The sequence below is a fragment of the Maribellus sediminis genome (genome assembly GCF_011799805.1).
Lineage (GTDB): Bacteria > Bacteroidota > Bacteroidia > Bacteroidales > Prolixibacteraceae > Draconibacterium > Draconibacterium sediminis_A.
The window spans coordinates 683,087-708,478 of record NZ_WXUB01000002.1; the positions used below are offsets into that span (position 1 = coordinate 683,087).

Here is a 25,392-nt window from a genome sequence, read left to right on the forward strand (position 1 = left end):
AGCTTAGTTTTTATTAAATGTTTTTTGTTACTGAATGCTTACAACAATCTTTTTCAAATTTTCTGTCTCCGAACTGTTCCCGTAGGCTATCTCATATTCTCCGGGAATGATTGCCATTTCGCGTTTTGCCCAATCGTAAAATTCGAAAGATGATGGAGGTAAATCAATCACTGCATCCTTCGATTTCCCTTTGGCAACTTCAATGCGTTTAAAGCCTTTCAGCGTTTTTAGCGGCCCCTCCAAATCGTTTACTTTTCGTACATAAACCTGAACGATTTCGGTTCCGTCGTACGAACCGGTGTTAGTAACCGGAACAGTTAGCTGTATTGCTTCATCTTTATGAAAAGTTGATTTACTAAGGGTGGCTTCACCAATTTCGAAATTGGTATAACTCAGGCCATAACCAAAGGGAAACAAGGCATCTTCCATGTAGCGGTAAGTGCGACCTTTCATCGAATAGTCCTCAAAATCGTTCAGCTGATCTGAACTTTTATAAAAAGTAACAGGAAGTTTTCCCGAAGGATTGTAATCGCCAAAAAGCACATCGGCGATGGCCTGCCCACCCGATTCGCCGGCATACCAGGCTTGCAAAATAGCATCGCAGGTTTCAGTTTCGGGTGTTAAAGCGATTGCTGAGCCCGAACAGTTTACAAAAACTACTTTTTTGTCTGCGTCTTTTAAAGCTTTCAAACAGTTTCGCTGAACTGCAGGTAAATCGATATTGGTACGGTCGCCTCCTTTAAAACCGGGGTACGAAACCGGCATTTCCTCCCCTTCCAGGTTTCCGGAAAGACCACCAACAAATACCACCGTTTCAACATCCTTTAGTTTTTTTATGAGTTCGGTATAATCTACATCCACTTCTTTTCCGAAGTTAAATTCAATATTTGCCTGCCAGTTATTCAACTGAGCATAGCGAATTTCGATTTTGTATTTTTTACCGGCCTCCACCTGGTATGGAATTCGCGAAGGAAGTGTTCTCCAGTTGTCGTATTGAGAAATTGTTTCGCCGTTAACCAACAATTCATAATGTCCGGTAGCACCGCCTTTAAACACAATTTCCTCGCTTGATTTGGCGGTAAATTCTGTTTCGTAGATCGCCGAAAAACCTTCAAGCTTAACGCCCGAAGCAAATTCGTGCTGTCCGGCAGTGGTCTTTTTAATCGGGTTTACAATTTGGTCTGTTGTTACCACCTCGCCTTCACGGTTGAGGTTGTTCCAATACCTTGCTTTAATTCCCGGTTTCCCTTCAAAACTGCACTGGTTAAAATAACTTTCGGTTACTTTATCTTCCACCAAATCACAAGCTTTATCGTATAGTATTTTTTGCTCCGGAAGTTTGGTTTTAATGCCTTCCAGAATAGAAATGGTACGAACCGGTGATCCGTTGTAATTTCCCCACAACATAGGTTCGTCGTTGGCATTGGGGCCAATCACAGCAATCTTTTTTGTCTTCTTTGATAAAGGCAACACCTTATTTTTATTCTGAAGAAGTGTCATGGTTTGCCGGGCCATGTCGAGTGCCAGTTGGCGGTGTTTTTCGTTGTTTAAAACCGATGGAGGGATTTGAGCATACGGGACAATGGCATCGTCGTCGAAATCGCCCAAATCGAAACGCCCGGTTAGCAAACGCACCACACTTTTATCAATAACTTCTTCTTTTATCAGGTCGCGTTCAACTGCTTCGGGTAGATTCATATATGGATAATTTTCCCAAACACATTCTACATCGGTACCGGCCAAAACCGCTTTGGAGGCTGCATGCACCGCATCGGATGAAACATTGTGTGTTGTAAAAAAATCGGTAACAGCGCCGCAATCTGAAACTACCATATACTGATAGCCCCACTCGTCGCGCAATATGCGCTGCAAAAGCCGGGTGTTTCCGCAACAAGGTTCATCGTCGAGGCGCTGATAAGCACACATTACCTGGCGCACATCGGCATCCTGCACCAAAGCTTTAAATGCGGGTAAATATGTTTCGTACAATTCGCGCGGACTAATGTCGTTCAGGTTGAGCTCGTGACGGCTCCATTCCGGGCCTGAGTGCACGGCAAAGTGTTTTGCACAAGCCAGCAGTTTACGGTATTTGGCATCGGCCGGTCCCTGCAAACCTTTCACCACCGAAACTCCCATGCGCGAAGTAAGGTATGGGTCTTCGCCATAGGTTTCCTGACCACGTCCCCAACGTGGATCGCGAAAAATATTTACGTTTGGTGTCCACACCGAAAGGCTCAAAAAGCGTTTGTTTTCGTTTCCGGCGCTGATCCATTCGTTGTATTTGGCCCGTCCTTCATCCGAAACGGCGTCGTAAATTTCAAGCAGCAATTCGTCATTAAACGAAGCAGCCATTCCAATGGGTTCCGGAAAAACGGTTACATTATCGTTGTTGGCGTAGCCGTGCAATGCTTCGCTCCACCAGTTGAATTTTTTGATCCCGAGTCTTGGAATGGCATCCGACTGGTCACACATCAATATTGCTTTTTCTTCAAGCGTTAATCGCGAAACCAAATCTTTTGCACGTTCTTCCGAACTTAATTCGGGATTTTGATACGGGTATTGTTGTGCCCATGCCGAGAAGGCTCCCAACAAAATGCCACCAACCACGATCGTTCTATTTAGGAAATGTCTTATCATCTTCTTTCGTTTGTTATTCAAGCGGCTTCAGTACAGCTGCAAATCCTCCTCTGCGAAGCATTTTCACATTTATCGAACTGCTGTTATCAACCACCATGTATTGCGTAGAAAAAACGGTATCATGCTCTCCATCCGCAATTAATGTTAATCGGTATTTTTTTCCGTTGGGCAGAAAACCAAAGTCAAGCGTTTGTTGTCTTTCTCTTCTTCCTTCTGAATTAATGCCGCCAACATACCAGTTCCCGGCTTTTTTGCGTGCGATTACGGTAAACCTGCCGGGATATCCATCCAGCAATTTTGTTTCGTCCCAAACCACCGGAACTTCTTTTAAAAATGTACGCGCAGCATCGGGCAAATTCCGAAACCCTTCGGGACGATCGGCAAAATGCTGGATGCCCGATTCGAACACAACACTTAGTGCCAGCTCGTGAGCATAAGATGTAATATGCGGATATTGCGAATTGGTAAATGTTACCGGAGTATAATCCATCGACCCGACAATATTTCGTGTGTACGGCAATACGTTATTGTGTTCGGGAGCAGCAGTGGTCAATTCAGGGCCGTTGTTGTACCATTCCGCACCACGAACGCCCTCGTACGTCATCAGGTGCGGGTAAGTACGCTGCCAGCCCCGCGGTACCAAACAACCGTGAAAATAAACCATGATATTAAACTGAGCAGCATCCTCCAAAATATCGAGGTAGTAGTCGATCATGTATTGTTTCTCGCTTAAAAAGAAATCAATTTTCACCCCGTAAACGCCCAAGTTATTCAGTTTGGTAAATTCTTCCACGCGGTTTTCATGCGTTTTCATCCGGTCAACCGGGGTTGAAGTAATCCATTTAAACATGCTCGAATTGTACCACATAAGTGGCTTAAGGCCCAGTGAATGAATATAATCAATCGCATCTTCAAGGTTACCGCCGTTTTCCATTTGGTCCCATTCCCAATCGAGTAAGGTGTACGGCCAGTTCATTTCGGCAGCCAAATCAGCAAATTCGCAAACGGTTTTAAAATCTTTTGTTCCGTGGTTGTGCGACCAGTAATTCCACGAAGCCACACCGGGTTTTATCCAATCGGTGTTTTCAAGAACCGAAGGTTTTGAAACATCATCAACCAAAGTTGATTCCACCACATCGGCCAAACTACCCACCACAATCACACGCCAGGGCGATTTCCAGGGCAGTGTAATCTGCGGCAACGCTTCGCCCTCTCCTTCTCCGGGATACGGAAGCGTAACTTTATATTGCTCGGCAACACTGTTGTTGTTCAGTTTTGTTGCACAGTAGTTTCTATCTAAACCTGCTTCATGTATCAGGTACCAGCAATCCTTTTCCGGGGTTTCGAAAAGTGCCGGGTACGACCAGTTTTTCTGAACGGAAGCACTATCGCTGTTGGCGTAAAGCCGTTCATTTGAAAGATCGAATTCTTCCAGCCAGCGGTTTGTTTTATTGGGAATGGTATAGGCGGTGAACTCGTCCTGAATCACAAAATCACCTTCTTTTTCAGGAAATTCGTAACGAAAAGTAACTCCATCGTTCCAGGCCCGAACAACTACATTCAGTTTCGATTTATTTTCATTTTCAAAACAGAAGGTAATTTCGTTGGCAGTATTTTTTCGCTGTAAACGCTTTCCGTGTAAGGCGGTATATTCCTCGTTGATTAATTTGGGTGGTTCAACCTTTGTAAGGCTCAAGGCCTTTGAAAAATCCTGATCACTTCGAACCAGGCCCAAATTAATTTTTGGGATAATGGTATTAAAATCTTCACCTGTTTGGTATTCTACTTTCAGAAACCATTCAGAAGATTCGTTATTTTCGGGATGCAGCAGTACCGCTTTTACTTTCTGATTGGGCGATACCACACTTAATTGTTGTGCAAATGCCAGAACAGCAAACAACAGGAATAGCCCGGTTGATAAAATTTTATTGGTCTGCATCTTGTTTAGTTAGGTATTAATCTGACGTTTTAAAAAACTTATTCCGGCGATGAGCCAATGAACAACATTGGCCCAACTCCGGAAATATTTGACTAGTTCAAATTTATGATCCTATTCAGGAATTGCATCGTTGGCCGAAGTAGCATACAACCCCAGCAAACAACCGGTAAAACCACCGGCCACATCCGTAGAAAGAATATCGCCTGAAACAGTTCCTCCCAGGGTTTCAAAATCGGCACCATCAACAGCATAAGCAAACTCATACTTATCACCTTTTGCCGAAACCTGTAAACGCACCGGCTTGTTGATATCGATTTTTGTGCTGGCAATTACTTTTGAGTCCATTTCGCCACGGAAACGTCGTTTAAAATTGCGTTGTAAAACCAATACATAGTCATCGCCTTTTTTGGTAACACCAAATACATAGTTTGCATTTTCGCTTTGTAAGGCCACGATTCCGGCCAGATCTTTCTCTGATTCCGGCGTATAATCCAGGGTAGCAGCATACGAAAAGCTGTTATGCATTTGACGATAAAACAATGTTGAAGTTGGTTTTACTTCTTTTACATTGGCTTCAAATGGATTTATCTGAATACCTCCTTTTGTTTTTTCGATGAAAGCTTCACGTGGTCCGCGCAGGCCAATCCAGCGCTTATCCAAATCGTCATACGAAAAATCTTCTGTATAAGTGAAGTTCCCGTTCGGGAAAAATCCATCCTGGCCAGTTTTATTCTCTACACCTTTAGGCATATCAATTTTTGGTTCCATTGGAACAAGTCCGTTAACAAAAACAGGGAATTCTCCCGACCAGTCAACCGGTAAAATAAAGGTTTCGCGACCTGTATTTACACGTTGCTCCTCATTTGGCCGAACTGCCAAAAACACTCCGTACCACTGACCGTTTGGACCTTCAATAATATCGGCATGCCCTGCCCAATCCACTTTATTTTCTCTTTCTCTCGGAAAGTGTCGCTGAGTTAAAATCGGGTTGCTTGGTGCCGGAATAAATGGTCCGGTCGGGCTGTCGCTTTTGAAGATAACTTCGCTATGCCAGCCGCCTGTTCCACCTTCTGCACACATCAAATAATACTCCCCATTTCTTTTGTAAAGGTGTGGTGCTTCAATCCAGATTGGTTTTTTTGCAAGATCAACACCTCCGTTTACGATTACTTTATCGGTTCCGGGAATTACATCGTCCTTTTCAAGATCGTATTCCCATACTTTAATTACACGGTGTCCGTTGTATAACTCTTTTCCACGCTCGGGAGCATCGTTGTGTACCACGTAAGCTTTGCCGTTGTCATCGAAGAAAATTGATGGATCAATTCCCCCAAAGCTTAACTTAATCGGATCACCCCACCCTTTTTTAGGGTCTTTTGTTTTTACAATAATGTTATTCAAACCACCGGTAAAAGCCGTGGTAATCATGTAAAACGTATCGTTATACGGATTGTAAGTAATTCCAGGAGCGTAAACACCTGCACTAATTCCACAGTCGTGTGTATCGAATGTTTCGGGATTATCAAGTACGCCTCCCAAATCGGTCCAGTTCACCAGATCTTTTGAATGGAAGATTGGAACTCCCGGAAACATGGCAAACGATGAACACACAAGATAGTAATCGTCTCCTTTTTTTGTGATGGCCGGATCGGGGTAACAGCCTTGTAAAATGGGGCTGTAAAATTCGCCGTCTTCAAGCGGATATTTTTTATACACATCATCATCACCCTGATATACAAAGTTGGAGAATACAGGGGTATTTGACGAAGCGGGCTTTTTAGCAGGCTCTAAGCCACTTACACTTCTGACAATCAGGATTATAATCAATATAAACGGGAATGTTTTTAATCTTCTTCTTTTCATTGAATCAAATTGAATAATTACTAATATTTTAAGTTTGATTTATCCCGATTCACCGGGACTGAATTTATTTTATCGATTGGTAAAAATTTATTGAATTTATATCGGTTCCAGGCAAGTACAAGTAGCTTTAACCAGTTTTACTATTTAAAAAGCAATTGAACAAAATTGTAGAGGCTTGCTTTCCAAACCACAAAATCGTGTTGCCCACCTGGAATTATGTAATAATAATGGGCGATGTTTGTTTCATCGAGGTAATCGTGAGTACGTTTACTAAAACCAATGAGCCCGTCTTTATCGCCACACGAAATGAATATTAGTTTAAGTTTCTTTTTGGTAAGTTCAGGATCGGGGACTAACTCTTTTGGCTGTTTAGTGTTTGGGGCCGATGAGAAACCGCCTACGCTGGCAAATACATCTAAATTCCCGAACCCAAAATTCAGCGACTGTCCGCCTCCCATTGATAATCCGGCGATTGCACGTTGTTCACGGTCTTTAATAGCAGGATAATTCTTTTCGATAAAAGGAATAAGATCAGTTAGCAAATCGTTTTCGAAGGTGGCAAACGCCTCCACTTTGTCACGTGCCATAATGTTTCCCGTGGCCCTGTCATCCTTCATTGCCCTGCCGTTAGGCATTACCACAATCATGGGTTTCATTTTTTTGGCAGCGTAAAGATTGTCAAAAATCACTTCAGGATGTCCTCCGTTCAACCATTCAAACTCATCGCCACCAATGCCGTGTAAAAGGTATAAAACCGGGTATTTCTCCGACGTTGAATAGCCGGGAGGAGTATATACCAGTGTCGTCCGCTCGGTACCCACTGTGGAAGAAAAGTACTGAACGGTGTCGATAGATCCGTGGGGAATGTCTTTTTGATAAACATCGAAATCCGAAACGGGTGGCTCCGTCAAATTCTGAGCCGTTGAATAAACAGTGCTAAAAATGATAACTGCAAATAAGAGAAGGTAATTTTTCATTTCATATTGGTTTTGGTTGGATAAAAGTAGCCATTGAGAATCTGCAAAGTTTCCGAATACAGATATTCTGTATCTAATTTCGGATAAATCACGCAAATTTTGGCATGCTACCGGCAAACATTTGGAAAGAAAAAGCGCCACACATAATTGGTGGCGCTTTAACTCTAATAATCCATACAACTAATCTGTATTAGTTACATTCTAATTTTTTTGCACTATTTGTAAGCGTCATTTTGATCACATAAGTCATTTTTCAACAACTCATCCGTTGGGATAGGCATATCCATTTTTCGGATATCGAAATCGAAATTACGGTAGGTGTGCCAGTTGTCCTGTACTCCGGGATCAGTATTCGGAACCCCAACTCCTTTCGGATAATTATTGGTAATATGATCTTCAATGTAACCTGAGCGGATAAGATCCTGTGCAAGACACCACTCGGTATTGAATTCCTTGCGGCGCTCTTCACCTAATGCAAGCAACCAAACCGGAGATGAAAATCCTTTATCTGATTTTAGTTGAGCATAATAAGTTTTTGCATCAGGTACTACAACAGTATTTTCGTTGAAAGGAAGCGGATACTCTTCGGGAACGACTACATTTTCGTCACCTTTTGAGATGTAGAACTGAGCAATTTGCTGATAATATGGCAGGTATTTTGCTGTTAATTCTTCTTTTTTACCAACTTCAAGGTTCCCCCAGGCGCGCTCGCGAATTTGATTGATGATTCCCCATGCTGTTGCATCGCTTTCGCCATTCAAATTGAAAAGACATTCAGCATAATCGAACAAAACATTGGCATATCTTTTATAATAAATCTGCTGAGGTCCCCACATCGCATTCCAGTCGGCACGACATGTACGCCAGGTTTTCAAACTCCAGATAGATGGCGCTGCTTCACCGTTCATGTAAAAGTGATAGTGCGTATTCAATTTATCAGGCACCGTAAGGCTTTGCTGCAAATACGGGTTGTAACCATAATTGGTTGCTGATTTCCATTCCGGTTTTATATCGGTTATTTCACCTGTAACACCTGAAGCTTCGCGACGTTTATCGCCAGGTTCATAAGATCCCCACCATTCCCACGAGAGATAGAGCGAGCCCCAACCTCCTAACGAAGGACAAGCTGAGAAATAGGTGTGCCAGGTATGTGCATCGGTAAGGTTACTCCAGCTGTTCCATTGCGAGCCTTCATCAAGTACTTCTTCCCAGATACATTCTTTGGTCCACACTTCACCTGGATCCCACAATGTGGTAAACGATGGATTTAAAGCGTATTTTCCGCTGTTTATTACTTCCAGCAATGCAGCAGCAGCTAACTGGTAGTTTTCGGTTGCTTTATCCGGAACACGAAATGCCATCCACATATAAGCTTCGCCGAGGTATGAAAGTGCAAATCCCTTTGTAATACGGCCATATTCACCGTTAAGTGGCTCCCATTTTAATTCGTCAACCGCAACTTTGAGGTCTTCGATTATGAAACTCCACATTTCTTCATAGGTTTCAGCACGGGCTTTAGCAGGCGTATTTACGTAATTTTCACCGGTTGCCAACATCGGTACACGGCCGAAGGCTTTTGCCAGCCACATGTAAAAGAAAGCACGGATTCCTCGTGCCTGTCCGTCAAGCGAGGTTTTAAGAGCAGGTGTAATATTTTCTGCTTCTTCCAATCCCGACAGGAAGTCGTTACAACGTGTAATGGCTTTATAGGCATGTTTCCAGCCACTCAATAATTCAGGGCTACCCGGATTCCAGTTCTGGGTATTCCAGTCTTTATCCCAACCGGTAGCTTGTGTATCCATAGTAGGGTGGCCACCAATAAACAGGTTTGGCTTAAATCCCCAGTCGCCATTTGTTTCGCCTACCGGAAGCATCATATCATAGCAACCAACAAGACCTGCTTTCGCGTCTTCGTCGCTTTTAAACATCTGATCAGCATCCAGAATAGAATAATGATCAACTTCCAAAAACTCTTCTGTATCGCAAGAGCTTATTCCAATAAAGAATACCGCACCTGCAAGTATGATTAATATTTTAGATATCTTTTTCATAATATTTATCTCTTTTAAGTGGCACAATTAAAATTGAATGTTCAATCCAAATGAATAAATACGTGGCATTGGATAACGACCGGTATCTAACCCGGTAAAAAGCACGCTTCCCTGGCCAATCTCAGGATCGCCATATTTATTGTAGCTTGAGAAAGTTGCCACATTTTGAATAGAAGCATAAATACGTGCACCTTGCAGGTTCAAAGGCTCTAAGAGGTATTTATCAAAATTATATCCAATTTGAATGGTACTAATTTTAAAATAGTCACCGTCTTTTACCCACGCATCAGATCCACGCATGTTGTAGTTCAAATCAAGGAATGACAATTTAGCATTTGTTGTGCTTTGGTTTTGTTCAGTCCAGGCAGCTTTCGATGCTTCGTTCAACAGGTTAGGTGTTGTACCGTTGTCACTCGGAAACATGTTCGACAATGTCATGGCCGAGTAAGAGTATATTTCTGCACCGATTACGCCGTAGGTATTCACGTACAAATCAAAATTCTTGTATGCAACGTTAATGTTCAATCCATAGTTGGCCAATGGAAAACCATCACCCAGAATAGTCATATCGTTTTCATCAATAAATCCGTCATCATTCAGGTCTCTGTATTTAAAATCGCCAGGTCCTGTTCCGGCATTTTGATATTGTTCGTGGCCGGCTGCAACTGCAGCAGCATTGGCTGCATCAACTTCCGACTGTGACTGGAATATTCCTTCTACTTCATAACCATAAAAAGAACCAACGGCATAACCTTCGCGCATAATCGAGTGTCCGTTCCAGTGTGTACCTGATGGGGCACCTACTGCACCTACATTAGAACCATCGCCGGTTGAAGTTGTATTTTCAAAGAACAAATCTGAACCAATAGATATAATTTCGTTTTTAATGGTAGAACCTGTTAAGGTAGCACCAATGGTCCAATCGCTGTTAAGTTGTTTACGGTAATCAATACTCAATTCGAAACCTTTGTTTTGAATTTCGCCATAGTTGGTATATACTTCGGTATAACCTGCTGATGGGCGAATTGCCTGATTCAACAACAGATCTTTTGAAGTACGGATGAAATAATCCATTGCAATGTTCATATCACCATCTAAAATTCCAAGGTCGAGACCGATATTGGTTTGTTCGTTGGTCTCCCATTTCAGATTGGTATCTACCAATGTACGTACATAACCGTTATTCAACATACGCGATGTTCCTAAACCTGCTGCTCCTCCATTTGGATAAAAGAAGTATTGAATAGTACTTGAAGTTAATGCAGCGGTAGCACGGTCGGTCGGACCACCTGAATTACCGGTTTGTCCCCAACCTAAACGAAGTTTCAAGTTACTGAGAGAACCAACACCCTGCATAAAATCTTCTTCTGAAATACGCCATGCCAATGCTGCTGAAGGGAATGTACCCCAGCGGTTACCTTCACCGAAGTTAGATGAACCGTCACGACGAACAGTACCTGTCAAGATGTAACGATTCATTAAAGAATAGGTTGCACGACCATAGAACGAAATACCTTTGCTTTCGAGGTTGTAAGCACCACTACCTGTTCTGGTTGACGGATCACTGGTTAAGCTAATGTCGCGAATATTTTCGGCCGGGAAATCGACAGCATTTGCCGAACTCCAGTTACCAAAACTTTTGCGAACAGTATTACCGGCCATAACCGTCAAATCATGGTCTTCATTTTTCCAGTTGTAGGTCATATACGTTTCCAACGCCAATGTGTTGTAGTTCGAATTATTGATGTTTAACTGATAGCGTGCATCGTAGTTGTACAACTGAACAGGTGTTTCACCATCGGGCATGAAACGTTTTTTATTTCCCCAGAAATTGTAATAATTGCCTGCTGAAAAATTATACGAACCCAATGATTTAATATTCAACCCCTTAAGTAATTCAATGTCGATATAAGCACTGGCAAGAACCTGGTTATTCTTGCTTATTCCGGTATTTTCCATTTGCTCGGCATAAACATTATTTCCAAGCATTCCATCGTAAGCACCTACGTTACCCTGAAGCGGAGAACCATAAGTTCCGTTCGCATTTACTACGTTCGGGCTAACATGCTCACCGGTTGTAGGATCAACATAATCCATCGTTGGACATAAGAAAGCCCAGTCACGAATTGAAGAAAGGTTACCGTTGTTACCCAAGCCACCGTTGCTTCCCTGTGATTCTGAGTGCACAAAGTTTACATCACCTCCTATTTCGAGGAAATCGGATACTTTTGTTATTACATTGGCACGGGCGGTTAAACGTTCGTAACTTGAGTTTATAACCATACCGTCGTGGTTCAGGTAATTTACTGAAAAGTTACCACGGTTTTTATCGTTTCCTCCTGAAGCCGACAGGTTGTACTGTTGTTTCAGTGCCACTTCTGTCATTTCCTCCTGCCAATTGATTGTTTTTCTCTTGCCATCGTATTGTGAAGAGAAAATCTGATTTTGCAGTACAGCACCATCGTTTGCACGTGCTGTACGTATATTCATGGCATACTGATCAGCATCGCCAACATCAAAGGTTGAAGCTAAGGTTTGAATGCCATAGTCAGCCGAAAATGTAATTTGCGAACTACCCGGCTTACCATGTTTGGTGGTAATCATGATTACACCGTTAGCACCAGCCGAACCGTAAATAGCAGTAGCCGAGGCGTCCTTCAAAACCTCGATACTCTGAATATCATTTGGAGCTATAAAATCGGCATTTGTACCAACCTGCACACCATCAACCACATACAATGGGTCGGCGCTGCCGTTAATGGTGGCAACACCACGAATACGAATGGCTGCGTTGGCATCGGGGGCACCATCCTGTGCCATAACCATAACACCGGCGGCAGCTCCCTGCAACCCTTGTGCAATGTTAGTTGGAGCTTTCTTCATCATTACTTCTGTATTAACAGAAGCAACTGATCCGGAGATGTCGCTCTTCTTGATGGTACCGTAACCTACTACCACAACTTCTTCCAACCCAAGATCCGACATGGTCATAACCACATTAATCTCAGTTTGATTACCTACTGCGATGGTTTGTTCAGCGTATCCGATGAACGAGAAATGCAAAACAGCGTCAGCTGTTACATCAAGTTCGTAGCGCCCGTTCACATCTGTTACGGTTCCCGTAGTGGTTCCTTCTATCACTACGTTAACCCCAATCATGGGCGATCCATTTGCATCATTTACTACACCACTTACCGTTTTGGTTTGCCCAAAACTAAAAAGTGACAATAGCACCATAGGCAGCAAAATGAGTGCGACCTTTACTAATTTGTTTTTTTTCATAAGTTTTGTTTTAATTGATTAAGTAATTTTCTCATTGGTACTTACGGTTGTATTTATCCGCTTTGCACCTGAATTTCGAAGATTTGATTTTAGACGATTTGATTACATAAATTATTTTATTTTAATTATTAATTCCTAAGCGGCTCCTCTTCTATTATACCTCATTGCTGTTTAACATATTTATGACAGTTTCTTAACCGACACATCCGCACAAATAATCGAACCACACTTTAAAATCGATGTGTTGGATATTTTCTTGTCGATTAACTGTTTTACCATGAATCTTCCTCTCTTTATCTGATCTGTTAAGTCAGGCTATTTTTAAAATTGATGTATTCATTTTAGCCAATATTCCGTTTTGACTAAATTGTCCACACGTCATCTTTTGATCATAAAAAAGAAATAAGAAACTGGTAGTTTCGGGAATAGTTAAAAAGAAAGAAACTCCCGACTTCGGTATTAAGCGGCACTCACCATCGAACTCAATTTTTCTAAGAAGAATCCTTAAAAGGTGTGATACAAAGCCCCAAAAAACTACGACAATGAATGTAAAAGAATAGATTTTACGTTTCATTTAGTTTTTGTTTAAGTTAGATTTGGTTTACTAATTGTTAAAATTACAAATAACTAATTGTTAAAACTACAAATAAGCTGTGTTTCGAATTTGTAATTTAGGATATTCTATTTCTAAAAATGGATAAAAATTAAATCGTCACGATTGATATTATTACGTTCATTTTTTTTACCAAAATGTGATTAGAAAACAGTGTTCATAAAGAAAGCAGCGCAAATTGGTTAAAGAAAAAATCAGTTAAAATCGTTTTAAACTGATGAATTTTAAGGAATAAATCCCGGGCACCAAAAACAGCTTATTGTAAAAACTACAACTTTTTATAATTTTGATTTTCAGGGGAACAAAACTCCTTGTCATTTTTTTTAACCAACAACCTAAAAACTGAATTATGAACAAACGATCATTCATTTTTTGTTTTCTGGCATTTTTATTTGTCAACTCAATCAAGGCTCAGGAATTCACACTGAATTCATCCGGATATTTCCAAAACCATGGTGTGGATGTTATGGCCTTCGATGATATTTACCCAGAAGGACACCAGGGAGGCGTATCGCTGATTATGCATGGAAACCGCATTGCCACCAACGGCGACATCAGGCTGGAGCCGACACCCGGCCAATGGCAGCCGGTGCCGAAACAACGGGATCGCGTTACCAACCAGGAGAAAAATACGATTACTGCGTATTTGAGTTTTCCCGACTCATCGCGCCACATTACCGGCTTCAACCCAATGGTTTACCCCGATTTACAAATAAACTACACCGTTAATGTTGAAGGCAAAGGCAGTTCGGTTATCGTTACCGTTGACCTGGAGCAACCCGTTCCGCAAAATTACCTGGGAAAAGTGGGTTTTAATATGGAGCTTTTCCCGGGAGCACTGTTTGGTAAACCCTGGATTATGGACGATGAAACCGGAATTTTTCCGCAACAACCCAATGGGCCAACCCGTTACGAACCTTCGCATTACAACGATCCGGGAAATTTTAATCCTGAAGGAAAAGCTTCGGCAGAACACCTTGCCGGAGAGGGATATAGCCCGATAATTGCCGACGATATTGTTGCCGAGCCTTATGCCCAGGGTCACCACTTTGTGGTACGCCCCGATGATCCTTACGGAAAATTCAGCATTGAAAGTGAGGGAGCTGCCTTAAAGCTATACGACGGCCGTATGAATCACAACAATGGCTGGTTTGTTGTACGAAGCGAAATTCCCGCAGGAAAAATAAAAGAGGCCATAAAATGGATCATTACACCTAATGTTGTAGAAGACTGGCAGTATACGCCGGTTGTTCAAACTTCGCAAATTGGCTATCACAGCAATCAACAAAAAACAGCTATTATTGAACTCGATAAACGCACCGAAAAGACAGAAACTCCGGCGCTGTTCAAAATTACCGCTTCGGGAGAAGAAGAAGTACTCAGTAAAGCAGGTGAAGAATGGGGCCGGTTTTTGCGCTACAACTACCTGAAATTCGATTTTACCGAAATAAATGATCCCGGGCTTTACCAGGTGCGATATGGTAATTCTGCTTCTCCGGTTTTTCGGATTGATGATGCTGTTTACGATCGTGGAGTCTGGCAACCGGTATTGGAATATTTCTTACCCGTCCAAATGTGTCACATGCGGGTAAACGAGAAATACCGTGTTTGGCACGACGACTGCCATATGGATGATGCGCAAATGGCGCCGGTTAATTTTAACCACATCGACGGTTATGTGCAAGGAGAATCCACTTTAACTGATTATTCGCCCGGAGACATTGTTCCCGGATTAAATATTGGTGGCTGGCACGATGCCGGCGACTTCGACCTGCGGGTTGAATCACAGGCCGGAGAAACGTACATTCTGGCACTGGCCTACGAAGCATTTGGGGTGGACTATGATGTCACTTCCATTGATCAGCAAAAGCGAATTACCGAAATCCACCAGCCCGACGGGAAAGCCGACATCCTGCAACAAATTGAAAACGGAGCACTTACTGTTGTTGGCGGATACCGGGCCTTAGGCCGTCTTTACCACGGGATAATTTGTAACAACCTAAGGCAATATGTAATGCTGGGTGACGCATCCGCAATGACCGACAACGAAGCGGGCAACGACGACGACCGCTGGGTATTTACCGAAGACAATCCTTACCGCGAATTAACCACAGCTGCACAGATGGCAGCCACAGCACGGGTGCTTAAAGGTTTTAACGATACGCTCAGCGCGCAGGCACTTAATTGTGCCAAAACCTTATTTGAGATTACTGATGCAAGCGGACGTTCGAAATCGGCAAAAATACACGCGGCAACCGAACTGTACCTTACCACCGGCGACGACATCTACAAAAACTACCTGCTTTCCGAAACCGAATTTATCACACAAGCTATTGGTTTTGTTGGATGGTACATCGGCCGTGCCGAGAAAAAGATCAACGATCCTACTTTTACCCACGCGATCAGGGAAGCCATGAGCGGGCTAAACGAACAGATAACAAAACAAGGTGCCGAAACTCCGTACGGAATCCCCTATCGTCCGCGTATCTGGGGTGCCGGCTGGGATATCCAGTCATTCGGTTTCAGGCAATACTTTTTACATACCGCCTACCCCGATATTTTTAGCTCAGAATATATTTACAATGCCTTGAATTTTATTTTGGGTTGTCATCCGGGCTCCAATACTTCTTCGTTTGCTTCGGGAATTGGTGCGCGCTCGGCAACTGTTGGTTATGGTTTAAATCGCGCCGACTGGTCTTACATTCCGGGTGGCGTTGTGTCGGGTACGGCACTTATTCGCCCCGATTTTCCTGAACTGCTTGAATTTCCATACCTGTGGCAACAGGTTGAATACGTGCTTGGTGGCGGCTCTTCGCATTATATGTTTTTGGCATTGGCTGCTCAACAGCTACTGAAAGAACAATAATGAACATTAGATATATACCTCTACTAGAAAAACCTGTTATACGAATGACAAAAAAATCAGTCATTCGTATTCAGGCAGCGGTGATTAAGTTCCTCACCTACCTTACTGGTATTTTATACCTGCAGTTTATTGCTTGCGGGTGCTCAACACCTTCTTCTGAAATAAAAACAACCAGTTTGGTTTCGGAAACCACCAATAATCTGACTGAAAATATTCTACCGTTCTGGGAAAGCTATACCCCTGACCATAACGGAGGCTTTTACGGAACAGTGCTTAACGATGGGACTCCCGTTCCGGAGGCTCCAAAAGGTTGTGTACTGAATGCGCGAATATTATGGACTTTCTCCAATGCATACATGCAATTTGAAAATGAAGCATATCTGGAGTTGGCCAACCGTGCACAGGAATATTTCCTTACCCATTTTATCGACGAAGAATTTGGCGGCACCTATTGGATAGTTAAGGCTGATGGCTCTCCGCTCGACGACCAAAAACAGTGCTACGGAATAGCTTTTGCCATTTACGGGCTGGCAGCACATTATCAGGCCACGGGTAAGCACGAAAGCCTGCAGCAAGCCATTAGCTTATACCACACGCTGGAAGAGAAGGCTTTTGATCCGCTTAAAGGCGGATACATCGAATCATTTACGCGCGACTGGAAAACCCCGCAGCGCTACGGTTATGATGGTACAGGCGTGGCTGCCAAAACCATGAACACACACTTGCATCTGCTTGAAGCTTATTCGCAATTGTACAAAGTCTGGCCCGATTCCGGTTTGAAAAGTCAGCTTAAAAGCCTTGTCGATGTATTTCTGGAAAAAATTATCGACCAAAAGAGATGGCATCAGAATCTGTTTTTAACCAGGGAATGGGAGAATCTGGAGCATATCGATTCTTACGGGCATGATGTGGAATTGTCGTGGTTGCTAACTGAAGCTGCTGAACTGATTCAAGAGAAAACATTGATAAAACAAACAAAGGATATTGCCTTAAAACTGGTGAATACCCAGATGAAGGAAGGCAGAAATCCCGATGGCTCCTTGCTTTACGAACGCCGAAATGGTGAAATTGAAGGTACCTTGAGTTGGTGGCCACAGGCCGAATCAGTGATCGCTTTTTTTAATGCCTGGCAAATCAGCGGGGATGAAAAATACCTGGATGCCGCGATAACATCCTGGGAATGGATTAAAGACAACCTGGTTGACGCCGAAAACGGAGGCTGGTATGGTGGGCTTGATTCCGATGGGCAGCCACTTATCGGGCAACCAAAAGTAAGTTTATGGAAATGTCCTTACCACAACAGCCGAATGGCATTTGAACTGTTTGTTAGAACCCAAAAACCTAATTAAAACTTGTTCAACCAATAAAAACCTACTATGAAACGAATTATTTTTTTACTTGTACTGGCCGGTATAACTCTACTTTCGCAAGCCGGAAATTATAAAAACTATAAAGTATCGGTGTATGTCAGGGCTTACGAAGTGGAAAAGATGAAAGACCTGAATTGGCTCGACTCTACCTGGACCATCATTTCGAACCAGATAAAAATCGACAAAATTTACCTGGAAACCCATCGCGATTTACTGATTGTACCGGATGGAACACTGGAGCAGGCAAAACAATATTTTTTGGACAAAGGACTGGAAGTTGGAGGAGGAATTACATACACCATTGATGAATCGAACAATTTTGAAACCTTTTGTTATTCCAATCCTGAACACCGGGAAATAGTACAGCAGATTGCCGAACATACTGCCCGTCATTTTGATGATTTTATTCTCGACGATTTCTTTTTCACCAGCTGTAAAACTGATATCGAAATTGAAGCCAAAGGCGACATGAGCTGGACGGTGTACCGCACAAAGCTAATGACCAAAGCCGGAAAAGAACTGGTTCTGGATCCGGCGAAAAAAGTTAATCCCAATGTAAAAGTGATTATTAAATACCCCAACTGGTACGATCATTTTCAGGGATTGGGATTCGACCTGCAAAACGGGCCACACCTGTTTGATGGAGTGTGGACAGGCACAGAAACGCGCGATCCTTCGTATGCACAGCATCTGCAAAACTACCTGAGCTACAACATTATTCGTTATTTCGATAACTTACGTCCGGGCTACAACTTTGGCGGATGGGTTGATGCCGGCGGATCGAACATGGGAATGGACCGCTATGCCGAACAACTTTGGTTAACCCTATTTGCCAAAGCACCCGAAATTATGCTATTTGCCTATAACCAGCTAACCGGCGTGCAATTGCGCCCCGAAATTCACCGGAAACAATGGCAAGGCACGGGAACCAGTTTCGATTACGACGAGATGATGAAACCCGTTCAACTGCCCGATGGTACAACTGTAACACCGTCGACCATAGCACGTGTGGCCGGTGTAGCTTTGGAACAAGCAGATGAAGTTGTTGGCCAACTGGGTAAACCAATCGGAATTAAATCATATAAACCTTATCATTCGTTGGGTGACGATTTCCTGCAGAATTACCTCGGAATGATTGGTCTGCCCATGGACATGTATTCCGAATTTCCTGAAGACCAGAAAGTAATACTGCTAACCGAGCAAGCCAAGTACGATAGCGATATTGTAAGCAAAATGAAAAAGCAGTTACAGAAAGGCGGCGATATCGTAATTACCAGCGGCTTGCTAAAAGCCATACAAAACGACATTGCCGATATTGTAGAATTACGTGCAGGAGACAAGGACGCACTGGTTAACGATTTTGGCTTTTGGGGAAAAACAGAAAAAGATATTCTGATTACACAGGTGCAATATCAAACCAACGATGCCTGGGAGATTGTAAGCGCTGGAAGACCTTTAACAAATGGAGTTAGCGGTTATCCAATGCTGCTTCGGGGCCAGTATTCAAAAGGAAACCTGTATGTTATAACAATCCCCAACGATTTTGGTAACCTTTACGATTTGCCCGACGGAGTTTTGAATGTATTTCGCCAGGTAATGAGCAAAGATTTGGGCATGTACATCGAGGGACCAGCCAAAGTAAGCTTGTTTGTATACGACAATAATACATTTATAATTGAATCGTTTTTGGATGAACCTGTAACCATTCAACTGGTTAGCACGGAAGATATTTCCACCATCTCCGATATATCAGAAGGAGTTACAATTGAGAAACTGCCCGAAGAAACACCAAGCTTCTTTAGCCGCAGAATGAGAGGGCCTGAAAAGACCAGTAAATTCAGGGTTACTTTAATGCCACATTCTTATCGGGTGTTTAAAACGAATTAAAGCATTTATAATATAAAATGGGTTACATGGCTTCGTTAAAATCTGTGTAAAAAAGAAAAATCAGTCAATTATACCTAAGTATAACTGACTGATTTTAAAGTACCCCGGACGGGATTCGAACCCATGACCTACTGCTTAGAAGGCAGTTGCTCTATCCAACTGAGCTACCGAGGCGGCCTTATTTTGCGGTGCAAAAGTATAAATCAAAATTCAAAAAACAAACATCAGGATGCAATTTACAAAACTGAACACTGAAATTCGTTTTCTTTCGTGCTGCTAAAGCAGGTTAATTCCGTTTTCCTTACACATTTCAATCATTTCGTCGGGCCATATACTCGACTGAATTTCACCGATATGTGCCTTACGCAGGAAATACATACACAACCTCGACTGGCCAATTCCACCACCTATTGAAAGTGGCAATTCACCGTTCAACAATTTTTTATGCCAGTAGAGGTCTTTTCTTTCTTCTGCTCCCCTTATTCGCAACTGCTCCAGCAAAACCTCGCGGTTTACACGAATTCCCATCGACGAGATTTCAAAGGCACGGTTCAGCACATTATTCCAGAGAATAATATCGCCGTTCAAGCCTTTAAAACCTTTTTCGGTAGGCGTGCTCCAGTCGTCGTAATCGGGTGCACGTCCGTCGTGAATATCACCACCTGGCAGTTCTCCCCCAATTCCGATAACGAAAATGGCTCCGTGTTTTTTAGCCTCTTCAGTTTCACGTTCAAACGGCGTTAAATCGGGATATTTGGCCTGTAATTCTTCGGTATGAACAAAGGTGATCCTGTCAGGCAATTCGGGTTGAATATCGAGGTAAGTTTCACAAATGTGAAATTCGGTGCGGATAATTGCGGCGTAAATTTTTTCTACAATGTATTTCAGGTAATCGAGGTTACGCTGATCTTCGCTGATTACGCGTTCCCAGTCCCACTGATCGACATATAATGAATGAATATTGGTCAATTCTTCATCAGGACGAATGGCGTTCATATCGGTATAAAGGCCAAACCCTTCACCAATCTCCTGTTCTGCCAGCGCCAAACGTTTCCATTTTGCCAGCGAATGCACAATTTCAGCCACCTGGTCATTCATATCTTTCATCGGAAACGCAACAGGGCGCTCAATTCCATTCAGATCGTCGTTAATACCGGTGCCTTTCTTTACAAAAAGCGGCGCTGTAACCCTGTGCAAGCGCAACTCGGAAGCCAGGTTCAACTGAAAAAAATCTTTGATTTGCTTAATAGCTTGTTCGGTTTGATTAATATCTAAAACCGATTTGTAATTCTTCGGAATAGTAATTTGCATATCTCTTATGTCTTATTGTCTGTTAGTGGCAAATGTAAAACTCTTCTTTTAATCTCATCTAACCTATCATAGAATATTTCATTCTAAATTATTCCGGCGGTTTGCTATTTTTGCGCCGTATAATGTCGAATTTCAGCAAAAACATACCGCGTCTCTACCTGGTTAAAATCTCGAAATGGTTTAACATGGTAATGCCTATTGTAGTGCTGTTCTATCAGAGCAACAAAATGGGCATGCACGAAATTTTTGTGCTGAAAGCCATCTATTCGATTGCAATCGTTGCCATGGAAATCCCTTCGGGGTGGATGGCTGACGTTTGGGGCCGGAAGAAAACGCTGATCCTGGGAAGTATTTTAGGAAGTGCAGGTTTTTTGATTTACAGTTTTTCGTACGGATTCTGGGCCTTTGTAATTGCTGAAATCATTCTCGGTATTGGCCACTCTTTTGTTTCGGGTGCCGACTCAGCCATGCTTTACGACAGCTTAAAAGCCGATAAAAAAACCGATGCTTATATTCGTGAAGAAGGTAGGATTACCTCTGTAGGTAATTTTGCCGAAGCTATTGCAGGCATTGTTGGTGGCTTTCTAGCCGCTATCAGTTTGCGAACTCCGTTTTATTTTCAGTTTGCTGTAGCTGCAATTGCCATCCCGGCAGCGCTTACCATGATTGAACCCAAGGTACATGCAAAAGTGCAGGCAGTGACCATAAAACAACTGGCAGTAAATATTCGCGACACTTTTATCCGTGATCAGAATTTGCGGATTGCTATTTTGCTTTCTGCTGTAACCGGCACGGCCACACTCACTTTTGCCTGGTTGGTTCAGCCGTTTTTTGAAGCCATCGGTCTGTCGGTTGAGCTGTTCGGAATCTTCTGGACCGCCCTGAATTTAACCGTTGGGATTTCGTCGGTTTTTGCCTATAAAGTTGCACAGTTTATGGGCCGACGCTGGTCGATTTTAATGGTGATACTGTTACTTTCGGCCGGATACATGCTTTCGGGAACCATGATCTCGTACTGGGGATTGGCTTTTCTGTTCCTCTTTTACCTGGTTCGGGGAATTGCCACTCCGATTTTCAAAAATTACATCAACGAATACACGGCCAGCGAAGTGCGTGCAACTATGCTCTCAGTCCGGAATTTTGTTATCCGTATCACCTTTGCCGGAATTGGTCCCTTGCTGGGCTGGATTACTGACAACATCAGTTTAAACAAAGCATTCCTACTCGCAGGGGTGCTGTATCTGGTTGCTTCACTCATTATTGTTTTCCCTTGGTTTAAAAAGGATCTGGTATTGTAAGCAGTTTATTTTCCAGGTTGATTTTGGCTTTTAATACATTATTGCCTTAAATTTGGTTGTAATCGTTTGCTTTACGATTTCAATTCTTCTTAACAACCATTAAATTGAAAACACATAAATCATGGCCGAACTAAAGAAAATCAACCTCGTTTTTGTTCACGGGTACAGTGTAACAAATCTGAATACTTATGGCGAACTTCCTGTTCGTTTAAAGGCCGAAGGTGCCGCTCAGAATTTTGAAATCAATGTTGAAGAAATTTACCTTGGACAATACATCAGCTTTAACGACGAAGTAAAACTCGACGATATTTCACGTGCATTTGAATATGCCGTAAAAGAGCAGTTAGCACACCTTTTAAACGCCAATGAACGCTTTGTTTGTATTACCCATTCCACAGGTGGTCCGCTTATTCGCAATTGGTGGTCGAACTATTATTACAATGAGCCTGACTCCAAATGTCCGATGAGTCACCTGATTATGTTGGCTCCCGCCAACTTTGGATCGGCTTTGGCACAGTTGGGCAAAGGCAAGATCAGCCGGCTTAAATCGTGGGTTGAAGGCGTTGAACCTGGACAAGGTGTTCTGAACTGGCTCGAACTGGGAAGTGCAGCAGCGTGGGAACTTAATCATGAATGGATAAATGCAGTTGAAGAAGTAATTGGTTCTGAAAAGATTTTTCCTTTTGTACTTACCGGACAATCGATTGATCGCAAGTTTTATGATCATCTGAATTCCTATACCGGCGAATTGGGATCCGATGGTGTTGTCAGGGTTTCGGCCGCCAACCTGAACGCGCAATACATTAAACTGGTTCAGGGAACTTCGGAAGCCGATTCCGACAAATTGTTTGTTGAGGAGTTTCAACAAGCGCAGAATACTGCTTTTCGTATTATCTCAGGAAAGTCACATTCTGGAACCGACATGGGAATTATGGCAAGTGTAAAAAAACGCCTGACCGACAAAAAAAGCAATGAAATAATAAAAGCCATTTTCGACTGTATAAACGTGACATCCAAAATTGAATACGACACGCTTTTCAAAAGTTTTTCGGAAGAAACAACTGAAGTGCAAAAAAAGGAATTAAAAGAAATTCATAAGGGTGCCTTTAAACGAAGAACTTATCTTCATCATCGTTTTTCGCAGGTCATTTTTAAGGTTTGCGATTCTGATGGCAGCCCTATTTCCGATTACGATCTGCTATTTACCGGCCCCGATAACGATCCGAATCATTTGCCTGAAGGTTTTCTTTCAGACCGGCAGCGCAACAGAATCAATAAGGAAACGGTTACCTACTATTTTAATTACGACAAAATGCTTGGCCGCGATATTAATGGCAAACCAACACAGTCCGGAACAGAAATACCCAAACAGCTGGGAATCCTGATTCGTCCGCGCCCCACCGAAGGTTTTATTCGTTTTAAGGAATGTAAACTGGAAGCCAGCCGGGAATACCTGGACCAGGCATTAAAGCCCAACTCAACTACCCTGCTCGAAATTGTGTTGAACAGGAACGTGGATACGAACGTTTTCCGCTTGAATAAGCTTGAAAAAGATGCAATGCCGTCGAAAAAAGCTGGTGATTTCAAGGATATCAAACCAAGTAATGAAAACGTAGATTAATACAGACAATAGGAATATCGGGGGAATAATTCAATTCAAATCTATCACACTTCCAATTTTAGTCCATCATAGGCCATAAAAACATTTTCGGGAAGTTCATTTTCAATTTGGGCATGTAAACCAAATGCATGGCTGATGTGAGTAAGATAAGCTTTTTCAGGCTGAACTTCTTCAATCACCGCCAGTGCTTCTTCGAGGTTAAAATGCGAAATGTGCTGTTCTTTTCGTAGCGTATTTATGATCAGAATTTTGCTGCCTTTTATCTTCTCAATTTCCTCGTCGGGGATGGAATTAGTATCGGTAATGTACGTTAAATCGCCAATGCGGTAGCCATAAACCGGCAACTTATGATGATAACAACGAATCGGTGTAATTTCAACTCCATCAATCGCGAAGACGCGATCATCAACATTTCTCAAGTGCATCTTCGGAATGCCAGGGTATTTATATTCGGCAAAAACATAATTAAATATTCTTCGGATGGCTTCCTGAACACGCTTCTCGGCATAAATCTCCATCGGATTTTTCTGAATCCAATTGTAAGAACGAATATCATCGAGGCCAAAAATATGATCGACATGTTCGTGAGTAAGCAAAATGGCACGCAACGAACCTACTTTTTCACGCAGCATTTGCTGACGGAAATCGGGGCCGGCATCGATAACCATGTTTTGCCCGTTGATAGTAAGCAGCAGGGATGAGCGCAAACGTTTATCACGCGGATCTTCCGATGTACAAACATCGCAATTACACGCAACAACCGGCACTCCCTGTGAAGTTCCGGTTCCCAACACGGTTGCGAATATTTTTGATGGTTCTTTTGGAGTCATGTCGCAAATTTAAGAAAAGCTGAAAATTATATCGAGAATAACTACTTTTGCCAAAATCATTTTTTCGAATGGCAACTTTATATCTTGTTCCAAATGTTTTGGCCGAAGGCGACTGGCAAAATGTACTGCCGGCCAGTGTTTTTCCTGTTCTTACCGAAACCCGCTATTTTATTGTTGAAAACATACGCACTGCACGCCGTTTTATGAAACAGGTGAATCGTGAGATCGATATCGATGCCTGTACTTTTTACGAGATCAACAAACGCACCGATCAGAAAGACCTGCCACGTTTTTTAAAGCCTCTGGAAAAAGGCCATGATATTGCTGTAATTTCTGAAGCCGGTTGTCCCGGCGTTGCCGATCCAGGAGCCGATGTTGTGCGAATTGCTCATCAAAAAGGTTATAAAGTAGTTCCAATTGTAGGGCCGTCATCTATTTTACTGGCTTTAATGGCCTCTGGCCTGAATGGGCAAAATTTTGCTTTCCGGGGTTATTTGCCTGTTAAACCTAACGAACGCAGCCGCGAACTGGCCAACCTTGAGAAAAAGATCAATACCAGCAGACAAACGCAGATTTTTATTGAAACGCCGTACCGGAATAATCAGCTTGTAGAAGACATCTTAAAAACCTGCTCCCCTTCTACCCTTTTATGTATTGCCGCCAATGTAACCGGTGACGACGAGTTTATTCAAACCAAGACCGTGCAACAGTGGAAGGGCAAAGTACCAAACCTGCATAAGGTTCCTACAATATTTTTGTTAGGTACTTAATATATTGCACCAAAGGTGCAAAGTAAGAAAGCATAGTCCGAAGGGCTATGTGCCAGCACAAAAAAGGATTAGCACCA

General features: G+C 42.7%; 15 protein-coding genes and 1 tRNA gene. 6 read left to right on the forward strand and 10 right to left on the reverse strand.

The window, feature by feature from the left end:
* Positions 1 to 27 precede the first annotated feature (27 nt).
* From xyl3A to HFD85_RS09170, 7 genes are all read right to left on the reverse strand, one after another.
* On the reverse strand, positions 28 to 2,637 hold the full coding sequence (gene xyl3A / locus HFD85_RS09140; RefSeq protein ID WP_167608038.1) for a xylan 1,4-beta-xylosidase: 2,610 nt from the start codon (positions 2,635 to 2,637) through the stop codon (positions 28 to 30).
* A gap of 13 nt (positions 2,638 to 2,650) precedes the next feature.
* Positions 2,651 to 4,576 carry a glycoside hydrolase family 97 protein gene (locus tag HFD85_RS09145; RefSeq protein WP_167608041.1) on the reverse strand — a complete coding sequence of 642 codons (1,926 nt, stop codon included), beginning with the start codon at positions 4,574 to 4,576 and terminating at the stop codon, positions 2,651 to 2,653.
* Between the two features lie 111 nt (positions 4,577 to 4,687).
* On the reverse strand, positions 4,688 to 6,439 hold the full coding sequence (locus HFD85_RS09150; protein WP_167608043.1) for a glycoside hydrolase family 43 protein: 1,752 nt from the start codon (positions 6,437 to 6,439) through the stop codon (positions 4,688 to 4,690).
* Positions 6,440 to 6,579: 140 nt separating this feature from the next.
* Positions 6,580 to 7,416: an alpha/beta hydrolase gene (locus HFD85_RS09155; protein ID WP_167608047.1), complete on the reverse strand. Its 837-nt coding sequence runs from the start codon at positions 7,414 to 7,416 to the stop codon at positions 6,580 to 6,582.
* 215 nt (positions 7,417 to 7,631) lie between these two features.
* Complete coding sequence (locus HFD85_RS09160) at positions 7,632 to 9,467, reverse strand: RagB/SusD family nutrient uptake outer membrane protein (protein ID WP_167608050.1); 1,836 nt, start codon at positions 9,465 to 9,467, stop codon at positions 7,632 to 7,634.
* A 27-nt stretch (positions 9,468 to 9,494) separates the two neighbouring features.
* On the reverse strand, positions 9,495 to 12,749 hold the full coding sequence (locus tag HFD85_RS09165; RefSeq protein ID WP_167608052.1) for a SusC/RagA family TonB-linked outer membrane protein: 3,255 nt from the start codon (positions 12,747 to 12,749) through the stop codon (positions 9,495 to 9,497).
* Between the two features lie 310 nt (positions 12,750 to 13,059).
* The gene (locus tag HFD85_RS09170) at positions 13,060 to 13,323 is read right to left on the reverse strand and encodes a hypothetical protein (protein ID WP_167608055.1); all 264 of its coding nucleotides are present in this window, start codon (positions 13,321 to 13,323) and stop codon (positions 13,060 to 13,062) included.
* 388 nt (positions 13,324 to 13,711) lie between these two features.
* Between HFD85_RS09170 and HFD85_RS09175 the strand changes: the two genes are divergently transcribed.
* Genes HFD85_RS09175 through HFD85_RS09185 form a run of 3 tightly spaced genes read left to right on the forward strand, consistent with a single transcriptional unit; the run spans position 13,712 to position 19,485 of the window.
* Positions 13,712 to 16,228, forward strand: coding sequence for a glycoside hydrolase family 9 protein (locus tag HFD85_RS09175; protein WP_167608058.1), 2,517 nt, complete (start codon positions 13,712 to 13,714; stop codon positions 16,226 to 16,228).
* Positions 16,229 to 16,272: 44 nt separating this feature from the next.
* Positions 16,273 to 17,577 carry an AGE family epimerase/isomerase gene (locus tag HFD85_RS09180; RefSeq protein WP_167608061.1) on the forward strand — a complete coding sequence of 435 codons (1,305 nt, stop codon included), beginning with the start codon at positions 16,273 to 16,275 and terminating at the stop codon, positions 17,575 to 17,577.
* Positions 17,578 to 17,604: 27 nt separating this feature from the next.
* Positions 17,605 to 19,485, forward strand: a complete 1,881-nt coding sequence (locus HFD85_RS09185) for a hypothetical protein (protein ID WP_206081926.1) — start codon at positions 17,605 to 17,607, stop codon at positions 19,483 to 19,485.
* A 100-nt stretch (positions 19,486 to 19,585) separates the two neighbouring features.
* Here the strand turns inward: HFD85_RS09185 and HFD85_RS09190 are convergent.
* Together HFD85_RS09190 and asnA are read right to left on the reverse strand one after the other, a co-directional pair.
* Positions 19,586 to 19,659: transfer RNA gene (locus HFD85_RS09190), tRNA-Arg, on the reverse strand.
* Between the two features lie 102 nt (positions 19,660 to 19,761).
* Positions 19,762 to 20,796, reverse strand: coding sequence for an aspartate--ammonia ligase (asnA, locus tag HFD85_RS09195; protein ID WP_167608064.1), 1,035 nt, complete (start codon positions 20,794 to 20,796; stop codon positions 19,762 to 19,764).
* 122 nt (positions 20,797 to 20,918) lie between these two features.
* On the opposite strand from asnA, the gene HFD85_RS09200 reads away from it, so the two are divergent.
* A complete protein-coding gene (locus tag HFD85_RS09200; protein WP_167608067.1) occupies positions 20,919 to 22,094 on the forward strand; it encodes an MFS transporter in 1,176 nt (391 codons plus the stop codon).
* Positions 22,095 to 22,215: 121 nt separating this feature from the next.
* Entirely contained in the window at positions 22,216 to 23,715 is a 1,500-nt protein-coding gene (locus HFD85_RS09205) for an esterase/lipase family protein (protein ID WP_167608071.1), read from the forward strand.
* 44 nt (positions 23,716 to 23,759) lie between these two features.
* On the opposite strand, the gene HFD85_RS09210 is transcribed toward HFD85_RS09205, so the two are convergent.
* Positions 23,760 to 24,545, reverse strand: coding sequence for an MBL fold metallo-hydrolase (locus tag HFD85_RS09210; RefSeq protein WP_240925027.1), 786 nt, complete (start codon positions 24,543 to 24,545; stop codon positions 23,760 to 23,762).
* A gap of 68 nt (positions 24,546 to 24,613) precedes the next feature.
* Here HFD85_RS09210 and HFD85_RS09215 point away from each other — a divergent pair, with 68 nt between their 5' ends.
* A complete protein-coding gene (locus HFD85_RS09215) occupies positions 24,614 to 25,315 on the forward strand; it encodes an SAM-dependent methyltransferase (protein ID WP_167608074.1) in 702 nt (233 codons plus the stop codon).
* The last annotated feature ends 77 nt before the right edge of the window (positions 25,316 to 25,392 follow it).